Source organism: Brucella haematophila (assembly GCF_005938105.1).
Lineage (GTDB): Bacteria > Pseudomonadota > Alphaproteobacteria > Rhizobiales > Rhizobiaceae > Brucella > Brucella haematophila.
Map to the genome: position 1 here is coordinate 553,961 of NZ_VCPE01000001.1, position 13,990 is coordinate 567,950.

Genomic DNA, 13,990 nt, shown 5'->3' on the forward strand with positions numbered 1-13,990 from the left:
TTAAATGCTTCGTCGGCAATGGTGTAAAAGCATCGCCGACAAAAGTTGCGCCATTTCGCCGCACCTTGTGGAAAAGGTGCTCGAGACAGTGGCTTACGCGCCTTCGACGGCGCTGAAGCCTTCGAACTGTGGTGGTCCGAGATAAAGAGGCTTGTTGGTTCCGGCATTGCGGTGCGCATCGCGGAACTGTTCGGACTTGGTCCAGAAGGTGAAATCGTCACGGCTGCGCCAGACCGTATGGGAAGCATACAGCGTATAGCCTTCCTCTTCATTGGTCGCGCCGCGCAGCAGGTGGAACGTTTCGAAGCCCGGAAGCTCGGAAAGCGTGGAATCGCGATTTTTCCAGACGGCTTCGAAATCGGCTTCACTACCGACGCGTACCTTGAAGCGATTCATGGCTATGAACATGGCTCATCCTTTTCCATTGGGTTTGGACTGGCTTTCGATCGACTATAACGGGTTTTCTGGTCGGCATGGCCAGAAACCTGAATTCGAATTTCCGGCGCGTGCGGTGGTAGTGCCGCACGCGCCGCGTCACATCTCGGGATCAGAAGGCCGCAGCCGCGGTCAGAGGTTGGCCAGCCTTCAAAGATGCGACGGTTAGATCATGTCCCGGGCACATTGGGATGGTTGTGCCCGGGCACTTGCCTCGGATCAGAACTGGAACTGTGTCGCCACGAGGAACGTACGTCCCTGACCCGAACCAGACGTGCTCAGGAATGGCGTGTAGCTTTTGTCGAACAGGTTGTTGACCTTCAGCGTCAGGTCCACGTTGTCGGTGAACTTGTAGTTTGCGAACACATCTACAAGGCCATAGCTGTCGGACTGGGTAACGCCAGCGTAACCGACGGTATCGCCGCCCGAAACATAGGAGTAGCGACCGCCAACCGTCAGCTTGCGTTCGAGGAAACGCGCACCGCCGCTAACCGAGAAGACATCATCCGGCATATACTGACCTGCACCGAGACCCGGGGTCTGCGCCGGAAGATCCGACTTCGAGTGCGTATAGGTAATGCCGCCGAAGGCCATGCCCGCGTCATACATCGCTTCGAGTTCGAAGCCGCGCACCTGCGAGGTGCCGTCGACATTGACGAACTGGTACTTGCGATAGGTCGGGTTGAACGTGGACGTGATGTAATCCTCGACATCCATGTCATAATAATCGGCCTTCAGGCGCAGCGAGTCTCCAGCAAGAAACAGATCGTCTTTCTTGACGTTGACGCCGATTTCCCAACCCTTCTGGGTTTCAGGCGAAAGGGTCGGATTCGGCAGGAAGCTGACGCTTGTCGAGCCGGGATGGTTGCCGCCCAGCATGGTTTCCTGAAGGGTTGGCGAACGCATGCTCTGAGAATAGGTTATGTATGGCTGTAACCAGTCGGTCGCGTTGATCGCCAGCGTGATTTTTGGATCGAGACGCTGCTTGGAAATATCGACGTCATAGACGCCGTTTTCGCCAAAGCCAGCCAGTCCAGTGTCGGCGCTGCCCGACGTTTTGAAGAAGTCGTAGCGCAGGCCCGCGATCAGGTCGACAATGCCATAGCTGAACGTGGTTTCGGAGAACACCGCGCCGTTGCTGCTGCGTCCGTCCACTGGATTGACGCCGGAATTGTCGCCCGAGATATCATCACGGAAATACTCGACGCCGTAGTTCCACTTGACGCCGACTTCGCCGACATTGAAGCGCGATGTGTTCGAAATGTCGAAACCATAGCCCTTGTCGGTGATGCTACGGCCTGTCGCGCTGCCCGGAAGGCCCGTGGACAGGCTGTTGTAATAGGTCATGTCAAGGCGGTTGTAGTAAGCGTTGACATGCAGGTCGATCAGGTCGTTATCCGACGGATTGTAGCTGTAATTGGCTGTGAACGTCTTGTTCTTGACATTCTGGTCGTAGGAATTGGCGCCAAAGTCGTTGTTGTAGAAAACACCGCCAAGCGACAGCTTGTGATCTTCGCCGAAACCGAATTCGGTCTTGACGAGGCCGGAGGTCAGTTCCTGTCCGGTATCCGGCTGCTCGACGCCATCGCCATCCTTGTAGTTCTTGGAATCGCGGCGGCTGATGGCTGCGGCAACACCCATCGAATTGACGCGTGCACCGGCAGCGAGCATTTCGGAGAAGCCGACGCCATTGCTGCCCCAGGAGGCACGTCCGAGAACACCATATTGCTGGCCCTGGCGGACGATGTCGTCCACGCCAAGCGTGCGGAAGTTGACGCTGCCTGCAAGCGCGCCGCCACCGGCACCAGTCACTGCGCCGCGCGAAATGTCGATATCGGCGAGAAGGTTCGGATCGACATAGGTGAAGCCCTGTGCCTCATGGCCGGTGAAGCGGAAGTTCTGGCGAACACCGTCAACCATCATGTTGACGCGTCCGGAACCTTCAAAGCCGCGAATATTGACGGCAACGCCCGGCTGGGAGCCGTTCGTGCGGGTGAAAACGCCCGGCTTGTCGCGCAGCACATCATCCAGCTTCACATCGCCATTACGGCGCAGCTCTTCACTGGAAACGGTGCTGACTGCGGCGGGCGTATTGTAGGTCGTATCGCCCTTTGCACCATCGCCCTTGATGGTGATCGTCTTTAGCTTAACGTCGCTTTCGCTCTCGGCTGCTTTCTGTTCCTGCGCGAGTGACTGCGATGCCATCGCGACAAGAATGACGGCGAGCCCGCTGCTCGCCAGGAATGAACGCTTGTGTACCCCACCAGTCGCCCGCATTGCTGTATTTCCTCTGCGCAAGTGTGCTCCCACCGACCTGAGACTCGGCAGGAAAGCCTAAGAATTCAATTGTTTAGAATGCTTCCAATATGGAGGCTGCTCTGCTGGCTGGCGAAGACGAATTCTTCGTGGCTTGCGCTGGAAGGGCGAGATTTAAACTTGACTCGATTAATCCAGTAATGCAGTGATTAGTAAACATGACTAACGATGTCAACAAATCAATTTCGTCACTAACAGACGGATATCGTTTTGTGAAAAACGTGGCTTCCCAGCGAAGCTTTTAAGTCAAAGGCAGGCAGGAAAATGAACAGGCGTATTCATATAGACATGCAAGTGCGTTTGCCCCGCGGGCACGCCGCCGACCGTTCTGCCAACCGCATGATCGACGGTCCGGCGATCGATAACACCGGTGAACGCGCCGCGCCCACGATTCGCGCGACCCTCAAGGACGCGCAGATCAAGACTTATGGCAGCCGCGAACTTTTCGACGGCTCCCGCGAGGTAGGGATAGAGCATGGCGGATCGCTCTATCGCCTCAAGATTACCCGCCAAGGCAAGCTCATTTTGAACAAGTAGGCACGACTCTCATGACGCAACATTCCAAGCCCTCCCCAGAGCAGATTCTCCAGGCACGGGCGGACAACCCGAAGGCGCGCGAACGCGATTTCGCACAAAGCTTCGGTATTTCTGAAGCCGATTTCGTTGCTGCCCATTGCGGTCTCGACGATGATGCCGCCATCTCGGCCCGCCGCATTCGTGCCGATGTCGAGACATTGCTTAAGCACGCTTCGAGCCTTAGCGAAGTTATGGCGCTGACGCGCAATGAAAGCGTGGTGCACGAAAAGATCGGGCCGTTTGAAAAGGCCGTTTGGGGTCCGCATGCATCGATCGTGCTGGGAAAGCAGATCGACCTGCGTATTTTCCCAAAGCATTGGGTACACGGTTTTGCCGTTCGTAAGAAAGACGGTGAAGAAGTGCGTCGCAGCCTTCAGTTCTTCGATGCGTCCGGTGAAGCGGTGCACAAGATCCATCTGCGTCCGGCATCCGATGTTGATGCCTATGAGGCACTCGTCACCGAACTTCTGCTTGATGATCAATCGGGTTCTATCGAAACGACCGCGATTGCGCCGAAAGGTGCAAAGGCCAATGTCGCGCTTGTCGATACCGATGCCTTCCGCGAACGTTGGAGCGCTTTGACCGATGTGCACCAGTTCATGGGGCTGTTGAAGGATTTTGGCGTGGATCGCCATCAGGCCGTGCATCTTGCTGGACAGGATTTCGCGTGGCGCGTTGATCTTTCATCTGTGGAAGCCATGATGAATCATGCCGTGCAGCAGCAGTTGCCGATCATGTGCTTTGTCGGCAATCGCGGTTGCATCCAGATTCACACCGGGCCTATCCATGAGATCAAGATGATGGGTCCGTGGCTCAATGTTCTCGATCCGACCTTCCACATGCATCTTCGTATCGATCACATTGCCGATGCGTGGGTTGTGCGCAAACCGACCAAGGACGGTCACGTCACCTCGCTGGAAGCTTATGACGCCAATGGCGAACTGATCGTTCAGTTCTTCGGTGAGCGTCATGAGGGCGAGGCGGAGCTGGCCGACTGGCGCATGATTGCCGAAAATCTGCCGCGTCTTCCGCGGTCGACGGCTGCATAGGACGCGCGTCATGTCTGTCATTTCAGCACGTTTCATGCGCGTTGCCGCTGTCGCCGCTATGGTTTGGTCGCTGGGTGCTTGCATTGCCGGTGCCGATACCGTCGAACGGTTTGCCGATACGTCACGCATTGTCTCTGTCGGCGGACCGCTGACGGAGATCGTCTATGCGCTTGGCGCGGAAAAAATGCTCGTCGCACGCGACCAGACCAGCACATATCCTGCGGAATCGAAGGCTCTGCCAGATGTCGGTTACATGCGCCAGCTTGCACCGGAAGGGGTGTTGTCGGTCAATCCGACGGGCATTCTGCTTATCCAAGGCAGCGGGCCGCAAGACACACTGGAAGTTTTGAAAAAAGCCTCTGTGCCGATGGTTATCGTGCCGGAAAACTACACCGGCGAAAGCGTCATCGCGAAGATCGAGGCTGTCGGCAAGGCGCTTGGTCTTGAAGACAAAGCCAAGGTGCTGGCGGATAGCGTCGCGGGTGATCTTCAGGCTGCCGAAAAGGCAGCTGCCGCGCACGAAAAGCGCAAGCGCGTGCTGTTCGTCTTGAACGGTGCTGGCGGACGCCTGATGGCATCAGGAACCGGCACGGCGGCTGACGGCATGATCAAGCTTGCAGGCGGCGTGAACGTTATCACCGAATATCCCGGTTACAAGCAGTTGACCGACGAAGCCATCGGCAAGGCCGCACCGGATATGATTTTGATGATGAATACCGGCGGCGACGGTGTTGGCCCGGATGATCTTCTCAAGAATCCGGCGATTGCCAGTACGCCTGCCGGACGCGCCAAAAATGTCGTCGCCATGGACGCGCTTTATCTGCTGGGCTTCGGCCCGCGCACGGGCGCTGCCATTCGTGAACTGTCGGCGAAACTCTACGATACGCCAGCAGGACAATAGTCGGATCAGGCATCCGAATGAGGAATAAGCAAATGACCAGCCAAGGTCGTGTGGCAGGCGGAGAGCCCTTCACCATGCGTCATCGAGCCGGAGACAGTCGGAAAAACACTGGTGCAGCTGGAAAGGCCGGGGATCGCACGCAGCGCGCGCGTATCGTGCTGGCTGCGCTCGGCGTTGCGCTGTGCCTTACGGCCCTGTTCAGCCTCACGGCTGGCGCTTCGGATGCTTCCATTCTCACGCTGCTGCGTGGATTTGTGAGCGGTGAGGGGGCGGAGACCTTCCAGCGCGATCACCTGATCATCATGGAAATCCGCCTGCCGCGTATCATCCTTGGCATGTTGATCGGTGCGGGGCTCGCCGTATCCGGTGCCGTCATGCAGGGGCTGTTCCGCAATCCGCTGGCTGATCCCGGTCTGGTGGGCGTGGCGTCGGGCGCCAGTCTCGGCGCTGTGTCGATGATTGTGCTCGGCGGCAGCGTTCTGGCGCCGGTTATCGCGGTTCTGGGTATCTACGCACTGCCATTGGCGGCCTTCTTCGGCGGGCTTGCCACAACCTTGTTGCTATACCGGGTTGCGACGCGGCGCGGGCGCACATCGGTTGCCACCATGCTTTTAGCGGGCATTGCGCTTGGCGCACTGGCGGGTGCTGCAACTGGCGTTCTGGTCTACATGGCTGATGACCGCCAGTTGCGGGATCTGACTTTCTGGGGGCTTGGCTCGCTTGCAGGCGCGACCTGGAGCAAGATCGTCGCAGCCGGGCCGATCATCGCCGTGGTGTTGATTGCAGCGCCGATGCTGGCGCGTGGTCTCAACGCGCTTGCACTGGGCGAAGCCGCTGCTGGACATCTCGGCATTCAGGTGCAGCGCATCAAGAATGTCGCCATCGTCACCGTTGCTGCGGCCACTGGGGCAACAGTTGCGGTAGCTGGTGGCATCGGCTTTATCGGTATCGTGGTGCCGCATATGCTGCGTCTCAGCATCGGCCCGGATCACCGCTATCTTCTGCCCGCGTCGGCGCTGCTGGGCGCTATCCTGCTTCTGCTTGCCGATGCGGTCAGCCGCACCATCGTTGCACCGGCGGAACTGCCCATCGGTATCATCACCGCCATGTGCGGTGCGCCGTTCTTCCTCTGGATATTGCTGCGTCAGCGCGGCCTTCTTGATCTGTGAGGTTGCCATGATTGAAACGAGGTCACTCAGCGTTCGTCTTTCGGGCAAGGCGATCATCGAGAATATCGATTTCACGGCGCGGGCCGGTGAAATCACGGCAATTGTCGGCCCGAATGGATCGGGCAAGACGACACTCTTGCGCGCACTGTCGGGCGATGCGCCGTTCACGGGTGAAGCGCTGCTGGACGGTCGGCCCTTTGCGGATTTCAAGCCATGGGAAATGGCGGCCCGCCGTGCGGTGCTGCCGCAGGCCAGCGCCTTGTCCTTTCCCTTCACGGTGCGTGAGATCGTCGGCATCGGTTTGACTGGTGGTTACAGCGGCCTGTCACGCGATCTTGAGATAGGCTTGCCCGATCTCGCCTTGCAACGGGTAGACCTTGGCGGTTTCGGCGGCAGGCTTTATCAGGAGCTTTCCGGTGGCGAACAGCAACGGGTACAGCTTGCCCGCGTGTTGTGCCAGGTCTGGATGCCGGTTGTTGACGGCTCCGCGCGTTATCTTTTTCTGGATGAGCCGATTTCAAGCCTCGATATCAGGCACCAGATCGTCGTGATGGAAATCGCACGGGATTTTGCCGCCGAAGGCGGCGGGGTGATCGCCATTCTGCATGATCTCAATCTCACGGCGATGTTTGCCGACCGGATTGCGGTCATATGTCAGGGCAAACTTGATACAATCGGCACACCGCAAGAAGCGCTGACCGATGAGCGGCTGGAGCGCGTTTATGAATGCGCGCTGCGGGTAGGGGTGCCGCCTGCGCGGGGTGTGCCGTTCGTTTTGCCGCAATCGGCCTATCGCGCCGCCGCCGAATAAAAGCAGACGCATTAAAAAAGGTCCGGTTTTCACCGGACCTTTTGATTTGCGCTATCTATGAGCTTAACTCGCGACGCGCTGTTCTTCCATTTCGTCTAGACCGAGCAGCGCGCGCACATTCGGACGGGCCTTTACGAGGTCTGAAATGCTATATTTCATCAATACGCCGAAGAAGGCGTTGAGCGCTTCACGCAGAGCCGAGTTCAGGGCGCAGCTGTCGACCAGCGGGCACTCGGTCGCATCGTTTTCGAAGCATTCCGCCATGGCGAAGTTTTCTTCGGTGACGCGCACCACATCGAACAGGCTTATGTCATTGGCTGCTCGGCCAAGGCGCACACCGCCATTACGACCGCGCACGGTTTCAACCAGTCCGTTTTCCACGAGCGGCTGCAGAATCTTGAAAAGAAACAGCTCCGAAACGCTATAAGCGCGAGCGATTTCCGGAATGCGGCTCAGCTTGCCTTCATTCGCGGCACAATACATGAGTATCCGAACGGCATAATTCGTCTGGCGAGTAAGGCGCATGACAGTTCCTTTCAGCACGTCCCAGAGCATTTTCAAACCCGACCAAGTCAGGTCGGAAAATGCCCTCGCTCTTATGTTCCGGTTCCAAAATCTGGATTGAAATTCCGGTTTCAGTTCCACACTGCCCGCGTCGATAACGCTCTCCGCTTCTGGCATATGTATGGAAGCCGGATTTTCGTGATGATCCAGTTTAGAATCGTTCTTAATATATAGAAAGTCTTTTCCCATATTTAAAGTGGAAAAAACGAGTCGAATTTATTCCCATAGCGAGCCCTCCCGTGCCCGGTTTGCGTTTTACTGGCAAACGTCGATCCATTCAGCGGTGACCAATGTCGCCATTCTGTCTGGCGCGATACGGACCGCGCTGTTGGTTGCACCGGCTGCCGGAACCACTTCCTCGTAAGCTTTCAGCGAAACATCGCAATAGACGGGAAGGGCGCTCGGCAAGCCGAAGGGGCATACACCGCCAACCGGGTGGCTGGTCTCGGCGAGAACCGTTTCGGCATCCAGCATACGCGGCTTGGTGCCGAAGCGATCTTTGAATTTGCGATTGTCGATGCGCGCATCGCCGCGTGTGACAATGAGAATTGTCTGGTCCTTGGTCGAGAAGGAAAGCGTCTTGGCGATCTGGCCCGGCTCCACACCATGCGCTTCCGCAGCCAGGGCTACAGTGGCGGTGCTGGTTGGCAATTCGATGACTTCGACTTCCGGCGCCTTGTCAGCGAAAAATGCCTTTACGGATTCCAGACTCATAGCTTCCCTTTATGGTGACAACTCAACTCAAGTTTACGTCTCATTAACGATGAGAGCAACCCTAGAACAGTTATAATTTTGAGGGAATTGGTCAAATGCGGAGAAAACGCAGATGTCACGCATTTCTGATTGCTGAAGCGAAGATATTACGCCCACTTGAGCGGAGTTTTACACATAACAGGCCTCTTGAGCACAAATTGAATTGTTTTGAGCCGGCGATCTGTCGCCGGCCTGTATTTTATTGAATGCACCCGGGGCGGGGCACTCCGTTGACGGCAAGAAATTGTGCGGACTGCAACAATCCCTGGAAATCCCGATTGCACTTGTGTGGTGCGCTCGATTATTTGTGCGGAATGTTCTTTTTATCTCCGCCTTTAGCGTTGGGCTTCGGGGCGGCCTTCTTGGTTGCCGCGGGCTTCTGGTCCTTTCCCTTCTGTTCCTGTTTCAAGGGGAGGACACCTTGCGCGGCAAATGCTGCCGGTGTCGCAAGAAAAGAAAAGGCGATAGCTGCTGCAATGACTTGGTTCATATCTGATATCCTCGTTGATCTTAGCGAGAATATAGTAGGGAAATAGAAAGGCCGGTTTTTGACCGTTATGTAACAGATTGTTTCCGTAATGATCAAATAATTCTGTGCACCGTTCTTTCATAATTCAGATGAATGCACGAATTATAGATATATAAGAATATGAATGCTCGCACGTATCATTAGTTTGATTTTGATTTAGTTTCATTAAAGAGCGATAGGGTTTGGAGTTGCATATAAAGTTTTCTTTCGTTTCGCTCATGGCGGCGATTTCTATATTTTTATTATTGTGTGCGCTGGCAACGCTTGGCGCTGGGCTGGGCTGGATAAGAAGCTTCGCCGGCGACGTGATCGCTGTCATTTTCGTCTATGCGGTTTTCCGTATCGGTATTGACGGCAACCGGTTCATATTGGCGGCTGTCGCATTTCTCGTCGGCGCCTTCGTTGAGTTTGGGCAATATCTGGCCAAGATCTACGATGTTCAAATTGCAAACCGCGCTTTGCGAATAATTCTTGGCGCGACACCCGACTGGCTCGATGTCCTGGCCTATGGGATTGGTGCGCTGATCATCGTGGCCTATCTGGGATCCCGTCGTTACTTTGTCGCGAGAACTGAGCCGTGATGGCGATCAGCGCTGCCATGGCATGATTTTTTGCGATGTGGACTTGTTTTGAACACATTGCCCACCTATATCGCTGTCATCGGCATAGCTTAAGAGCGCTGGACGCGTCTGTTGCTCGCTATAGCCGCCATCGTTTGATGCTTTTGACCACGGATGTACTGGCACTGGTAGGAAAGCGATGGATCAGGAAGGTCGGTGCGTTTTCGCCCCGGCCTTTTTTGTTATTTGGGCTTGAAGCTATCCACCTGAGAGATCGTACAGAACGGCTTCGACCAAGTTGACGCGGCGATAAAAGCTGCTAAGAAGTCACCCATTAAGTGACTGGTTGGCAAATCACTGATTTGCGGCTTTTCCCGTCTAAGGAAAAGATATCATAACAATCACTTGGAGGGGTGGCCGAGCGGTTTAAGGCACCGGTCTTGAAAACCGGCGTGCAGGAGACTGTACCGTGGGTTCGAATCCCACCCCCTCCGCCATTTCAGACCGCCTCTGGGCACGCCAATCGCCGCCGATTGCCGCCCTTGACCCGCAATAAGCGTCTTTAGCAGCTCCGTTTTCGATCCCATGATGCGAATTGCATCGTCTGCGACCTCGACGCGCTGCGCCAGGGCGCGCAGATGATCCCGCCGATAGCCGCCCTCGTGACCGCGAATGCGCTCCAGCGCGCGGCGTGCAAACCCTTCGATCATTGCGGGGCTAAGGGCGCTATGGCCGGGGCTTTCAAGCATTGCCTGCGCCCGGTCGGCGTCGGCCCTGGCCTGATCGCGCAGAACCTTGAGACCGGCTATCCGCTCCTTGAGCGCCGGGTCGTCCAGATCGGCGACGCCAGCCTCGATGGCGTCATAGAGCCGCTTGAGGCGCGATTCCGATTCGGTGGCTTGCCGCTGCAAAGAGGCGATGTGTTCGCGGCGGCGCTCGGCCTGATCCTCGCGGCGGCCGAGGATGCTGCCAAGCAGCTTCTCCAGACGCGCGGGATCAAGCAAGCGTTCCTCGATATGGCTGGCGACCATCTTATCGAGCTTGTCCATGGGGATCGCGCGGCCCTTGCAACCGGTCTCGCCCTGCCGTGCCTTGATCGAGCAGGCATAGTAGCGGTAGCGGCCACTCTTGCCGGTGCGGATGGTCATTGCTCCCCCGCAATTGCCACAATAGCAGATGCCAGTCAGCAGGGTCGGCCCGATCACGACGCGGGCCGGCAGTTCGGTCTTGGGGTTGCGCGCCTGCAAAAGAGACTGAACGGCGTCGAAGGTCTCCCGCTCGATGATGGCGGGCACCGGGACGATGACGACTTCGCCGGGCGCGCGCGGGTCGTTGTGCTTGCTGCGTTTCCCCCATTCGTGCTCGCCGATATAGGTCCGGCGGGTCAGGACGCGATGGACCTGGCCGATGCCCCACCGCCCGCCGTCGCGGGTGAAGATGCCCTTCGCATTGAGATGCTTGACGATGGCCTTGACGCCCATCTGGCCGCTGTCGCCCTGACCTTCCAGAGCGAGGCGATAGATCAGACGGATCGTGTCGGCGTGCAGCGGGTCGATTTCCAGCTTCTTCTTGGTCTTGGCCCCTCGCTGTTCGGCGGCGGCGATCCGGTAGCCGATCGGCGGCAACGCGCCGTTCCAGAAGCCCTGCCGGGCATTCTCCTTCAGGGCGCGCGTGACGTGCTTGCCGTTCTCCTTGGACTGGTATTCGTCGAACAACGACATGATCCGGCGCATCATGTCGTGGATCGGGTCGTCCCCCAACTCCTGCGTGATGGAGATGAGCCGCACGTCGTTCTTGGCGAGCTTGCGATAGTAATATTCCATGTCGAAAGCATCGCGGAAGAAGCGCGAGAAGCTGTGAACCAGCACCACGTCGAAGGGCGCGGGCTTCGACGTGCCCGCCTCGATCATCCGCTGGAACTCCGGGCGGCGGTCGTTGGTGGCGGTGTTGCCCGGCTCCACGAAGATTTCGACAAGCTGATAGCCGCGCGCCGCGCAATAGGCTTCGCCCTGTTTGCGCTGGTCCGGGATCGACACGTCATGCTCGGCCTGCCGTGCGGTCGAGACGCGCAGGTAAAGGGCGGCCCGCAAGGCGACGTTGGGAGATTGTGCGTTCATTTGCGGGTTCCATTCGACTTGCGCCGCTCGATCAGGGGCAAGACCAGTTCCACGCGATCATGAACGACCTGGGGGACCAGCTTGCGGCCCTTGCCCTTGTCCATGCGAACAAGGCCGTAGCCGGCCATGGCTTTAAGGGTGCGGGACAGGTTGGATTTTGCGCGGCCGGTGATCTGCGCCAGTTCCTCCAGCGATTCCGGCTCATGCTGATGGATGATGCGAAGCAACTCGCAATTGTTGGGCGACAGGAACTTGGCAAAGGACATGGTGGACGCGAACCAGACGGTCGGATCGCCGGGCGCTGGCTTTTCTTCGCCTCTGGCGATCCGCATGGTGCGGGCCTTCATTTCATCAAGTTCGGCGATCCCGACCTTCAGTGTCGTCATGGCGTGGCTCAATCATCAGTTACGGCTTTTAATTATCATACAGAGATAACTTCTTCAAGCCTTCTGGCAGATCGACAGAGCCGAACATCTCGTCGAAAACATCGGCGAACCAGCGCTCGAACACCTGAATCTCGGCCTCGGTGATCGGCACTTCGTCGGGCCAGTCATCAATGACGGGTAGCTTCTCCACGTCGAAGACATGAGACGGACTGCCGCGCGACGGGCTGATGCGCGGCGCGGGATCGTCTTCATAGTCGTAGAGATCGTCGGGGAGCGTTCCGGGGGCCGGCTGTCTTGGGCGGCCCCGTTGGGCGCGGCGGTGCTCTGCGCACATGGTATCCTCCGTGTTTCGCGGGTGGCATCCGGCGCGCTAAGGCCCCGGAATTAAGCGAAGCATGGAGGGGGATCGGCGGGGTGTAGCGTGCCGCATTCGCGCCTGTTCGCTCGCGGCACCCCCGTCGTGACGGATCAGGTCGCCTGCCGTCGTGCCTTGGCGAAGCCGCGATCCGTGGCGATGAACCGCTCCAGCATCGGCACGATAAGTCTGGCTGGCTCGATCGGGGCACCGCCATCAGCCAACAGAGCGCCATAATCGATTAGGTCACGGTGGAGCTGCGCGGGCAGTTCCACCGTCACCTTCACCGGCTTGTTGTCGGCCAGCGGGCCAAGTTTCAGCTTCGCCATGGTCAATTCCTGTAGGGTTCGAGGACTAAATCTCGGGTCACAATGACCCTGACCGGAAAGCCCGGCCGGATGGTCAGCGTGGGTGCGACCTGCAACTGGCGCTGGACGATCTGCTGCCCGGCCTGATTGATGGTGTCCTGCGCGCCGTCGCGGATGGCGCGGATCAGCCGGTCCTCGTCGTCGGTCGCCAATTCCGTGCCGATGCCGAGCAGCGTGGAAAGGCCAGCGGCCTTCATCAGACCCCACCAGTGATAATCGACGCCATCCTCAAGCCCGGCATAGCCGGAGGCGTCCGCGCCGGGCTGGCGCTCCAGCACGATGGAGCGGCCGTTCGGCAGGATCAACCGGTTCCAGACAAGCAGCACGCGGCGTTGGCCGAAGGTCACGCCGGCATCATATTGGCCGATGATGCGGGTGCCCTGCGGGATCAGGAGCAGGCTGCCGGTCGGGCTGTCATAGACATTCTCCGTCACCTGCGCTGTGATCTGCCCCGGAAGGTCCGAACGGATTCCGGTAATCATCGCGGCCGGGATCACGGCTCCGGCCTGAAGGATGTAAGGTGATGCGGGAGCCATGATGCGATCCAGGGCAACAGTCTGCCGGTCCACCGGACCGTTGAGAAAGGCCGTATGTCGGTCCTGCGTGCCGGCAGCACCGGGCTGGCCGTTGAGGCCGAGGCCGGCGAGGCTCGGGCTTGCTGTTCCCGCTCCCGGTGCAGTCTGGAAAAAGACGCGGCTGACGCGCGCGGCTTCTTCCTCGGCAAGACGGCGTTCCTCGGCAGGATCGCGAGCGGGCGTCGCCATTGCGGGTGGAGTGACGGGCTGGCCCCGGTTCTGCGCGTCGAGGATCGGGCCGCCGAGATCGCCGGGCAAGGCCGGCCCCAGGACAGGTCCGGTATAGTCGCGCGGCAGGCCCGACAGTCCGTCCGCCGTGGGGCGGTTCTCGGTCGAGTAGAGTTCTTCGCCGTTGCCGCTCATGTCACGGGTCTGGAGCGCATAGATCAGCGCCCCGCCGATCCCAAACAGCGCGACGGCTCCGACGCCAGCCAGCATCTTGCGGGACAGACGAGTGACGCGCGGCGGTTCGGCACGCAGCCGCATGGGTGCGGTGATGTCCGCTGCGGTTTCTACAGGGGTCGCT

Annotated in this window: 15 protein-coding genes, 1 tRNA gene and 1 pseudogene; 7 read left to right on the forward strand and 10 right to left on the reverse strand. The window is 58.4% G+C overall.

The annotated features are described in order from the left end of the window. Positions 1-93 precede the first annotated feature (93 nt). A complete protein-coding gene (locus FGI60_RS02565; protein WP_138783783.1) occupies positions 94-408 on the reverse strand; it encodes an antibiotic biosynthesis monooxygenase family protein in 315 nt (104 codons plus the stop codon). A gap of 246 nt (positions 409-654) precedes the next feature. Further along, complete coding sequence (locus tag FGI60_RS02570) at positions 655-2,712, reverse strand: TonB-dependent receptor domain-containing protein (protein WP_138783784.1); 2,058 nt, start codon at positions 2,710-2,712, stop codon at positions 655-657. Between the two features lie 303 nt (positions 2,713-3,015). Here FGI60_RS02570 and hemP point away from each other — a divergent pair, with 303 nt between their 5' ends. Genes hemP through FGI60_RS02595 form a run of 5 tightly spaced genes read left to right on the forward strand, consistent with a single transcriptional unit; the run spans position 3,016 to position 7,257 of the window. Beyond that, a complete protein-coding gene (hemP, locus tag FGI60_RS02575; RefSeq protein WP_138783785.1) occupies positions 3,016-3,288 on the forward strand; it encodes a hemin uptake protein HemP in 273 nt (90 codons plus the stop codon). 11 nt (positions 3,289-3,299) lie between these two features. Then, the gene (locus FGI60_RS02580; RefSeq protein WP_138783786.1) at positions 3,300-4,376 is read left to right on the forward strand and encodes a hemin-degrading factor; all 1,077 of its coding nucleotides are present in this window, start codon (positions 3,300-3,302) and stop codon (positions 4,374-4,376) included. A gap of 10 nt (positions 4,377-4,386) precedes the next feature. Continuing rightward, entirely contained in the window at positions 4,387-5,277 is an 891-nt protein-coding gene (locus FGI60_RS02585) for a heme/hemin ABC transporter substrate-binding protein (protein ID WP_138783787.1), read from the forward strand. 32 nt (positions 5,278-5,309) lie between these two features. Beyond that, complete coding sequence (locus FGI60_RS02590) at positions 5,310-6,446, forward strand: FecCD family ABC transporter permease (protein WP_171058679.1); 1,137 nt, start codon at positions 5,310-5,312, stop codon at positions 6,444-6,446. Positions 6,447-6,453: 7 nt separating this feature from the next. Further along, a complete protein-coding gene (locus FGI60_RS02595; RefSeq protein ID WP_138783788.1) occupies positions 6,454-7,257 on the forward strand; it encodes a heme ABC transporter ATP-binding protein in 804 nt (267 codons plus the stop codon). Between the two features lie 63 nt (positions 7,258-7,320). Here the strand turns inward: FGI60_RS02595 and rirA are convergent, their stop codons facing one another. From rirA to FGI60_RS02610, 3 genes are all read right to left on the reverse strand, one after another. Further along, positions 7,321-7,782 carry an iron-responsive transcriptional regulator RirA gene (rirA, locus tag FGI60_RS02600; RefSeq protein WP_109367509.1) on the reverse strand — a complete coding sequence of 154 codons (462 nt, stop codon included), beginning with the start codon at positions 7,780-7,782 and terminating at the stop codon, positions 7,321-7,323. Positions 7,783-8,076: 294 nt separating this feature from the next. Beyond that, a complete protein-coding gene (locus FGI60_RS02605) occupies positions 8,077-8,535 on the reverse strand; it encodes a YbaK/EbsC family protein (protein WP_138783789.1) in 459 nt (152 codons plus the stop codon). 340 nt (positions 8,536-8,875) lie between these two features. Beyond that, the gene (locus FGI60_RS02610) at positions 8,876-9,064 is read right to left on the reverse strand and encodes a hypothetical protein (RefSeq protein ID WP_138783790.1); all 189 of its coding nucleotides are present in this window, start codon (positions 9,062-9,064) and stop codon (positions 8,876-8,878) included. A gap of 227 nt (positions 9,065-9,291) precedes the next feature. Between FGI60_RS02610 and FGI60_RS02615 the strand changes: the two genes are divergently transcribed. Both FGI60_RS02615 and FGI60_RS02620 read left to right on the forward strand, forming a co-directional pair. After that, a complete protein-coding gene (locus FGI60_RS02615) occupies positions 9,292-9,684 on the forward strand; it encodes a ribosomal maturation YjgA family protein (protein WP_235889712.1) in 393 nt (130 codons plus the stop codon). 386 nt (positions 9,685-10,070) lie between these two features. Further along, a tRNA-Ser gene (locus FGI60_RS02620) sits at positions 10,071-10,160 on the forward strand. A 576-nt stretch (positions 10,161-10,736) separates the two neighbouring features. On the opposite strand, the pseudogene FGI60_RS26715 reads toward FGI60_RS02620, so the two are convergent. The 5 genes and pseudogenes from FGI60_RS26715 to FGI60_RS02645 all read right to left on the reverse strand — a co-directional run. Further along, positions 10,737-11,780 (reverse strand): annotated as a pseudogene (locus tag FGI60_RS26715) (recombinase family protein); the annotation flags it as partial. Next, entirely contained in the window at positions 11,777-12,166 is a 390-nt protein-coding gene (locus FGI60_RS02630; protein ID WP_138783791.1) for an HVO_A0114 family putative DNA-binding protein, read from the reverse strand. The pseudogene FGI60_RS26715 and the gene FGI60_RS02630, both read right to left, overlap by 4 nt. A gap of 28 nt (positions 12,167-12,194) precedes the next feature. After that, positions 12,195-12,500 carry a hypothetical protein gene (locus FGI60_RS02635; RefSeq protein ID WP_138783792.1) on the reverse strand — a complete coding sequence of 102 codons (306 nt, stop codon included), beginning with the start codon at positions 12,498-12,500 and terminating at the stop codon, positions 12,195-12,197. A 134-nt stretch (positions 12,501-12,634) separates the two neighbouring features. Beyond that, positions 12,635-12,850, reverse strand: a complete 216-nt coding sequence (locus FGI60_RS02640; RefSeq protein ID WP_138783793.1) for a DUF2274 domain-containing protein — start codon at positions 12,848-12,850, stop codon at positions 12,635-12,637. 2 nt (positions 12,851-12,852) lie between these two features. Beyond that, positions 12,853-13,950, reverse strand: a complete 1,098-nt coding sequence (locus FGI60_RS02645) for a TrbI/VirB10 family protein (RefSeq protein WP_138783867.1) — start codon at positions 13,948-13,950, stop codon at positions 12,853-12,855. Positions 13,951-13,990 lie beyond the last annotated feature (40 nt).

Excerpts from the sequence above, each read along its gene's own strand:
- FGI60_RS02585 (WP_138783787.1), top strand. The coding sequence starts at position 4,387 with ATGTCTGTCATTTCAGCACGTTTCATGCGCGTTGCCGCTGTCGCCGCT.
- FGI60_RS02590 (WP_171058679.1), top strand. The coding sequence starts at position 5,310 with ATGACCAGCCAAGGTCGTGTGGCAGGCGGAGAGCCCTTCACCATGCGT.
- FGI60_RS02580 (WP_138783786.1), top strand. The coding sequence starts at position 3,300 with ATGACGCAACATTCCAAGCCCTCCCCAGAGCAGATTCTCCAGGCACGG.
- FGI60_RS02635 (WP_138783792.1), bottom strand. The coding sequence starts at position 12,500 with ATGTGCGCAGAGCACCGCCGCGCCCAACGGGGCCGCCCAAGACAGCCG.
- FGI60_RS02595 (WP_138783788.1), top strand. The coding sequence starts at position 6,454 with ATGATTGAAACGAGGTCACTCAGCGTTCGTCTTTCGGGCAAGGCGATC.
- FGI60_RS02630 (WP_138783791.1), bottom strand. The coding sequence starts at position 12,166 with ATGACGACACTGAAGGTCGGGATCGCCGAACTTGATGAAATGAAGGCC.
- FGI60_RS02610 (WP_138783790.1), bottom strand. The coding sequence starts at position 9,064 with ATGAACCAAGTCATTGCAGCAGCTATCGCCTTTTCTTTTCTTGCGACA.
- FGI60_RS02640 (WP_138783793.1), bottom strand. The coding sequence starts at position 12,850 with ATGGCGAAGCTGAAACTTGGCCCGCTGGCCGACAACAAGCCGGTGAAG.
- hemP (WP_138783785.1), top strand. The coding sequence starts at position 3,016 with ATGAACAGGCGTATTCATATAGACATGCAAGTGCGTTTGCCCCGCGGG.
- FGI60_RS02605 (WP_138783789.1), bottom strand. The coding sequence starts at position 8,535 with ATGAGTCTGGAATCCGTAAAGGCATTTTTCGCTGACAAGGCGCCGGAA.
- FGI60_RS02570 (WP_138783784.1), bottom strand. The coding sequence starts at position 2,712 with ATGCGGGCGACTGGTGGGGTACACAAGCGTTCATTCCTGGCGAGCAGC.
- rirA (WP_109367509.1), bottom strand. The coding sequence starts at position 7,782 with ATGCGCCTTACTCGCCAGACGAATTATGCCGTTCGGATACTCATGTAT.
- FGI60_RS02565 (WP_138783783.1), bottom strand. The coding sequence starts at position 408 with ATGTTCATAGCCATGAATCGCTTCAAGGTACGCGTCGGTAGTGAAGCC.
- FGI60_RS02645 (WP_138783867.1), bottom strand. The coding sequence starts at position 13,950 with ATGCGGCTGCGTGCCGAACCGCCGCGCGTCACTCGTCTGTCCCGCAAG.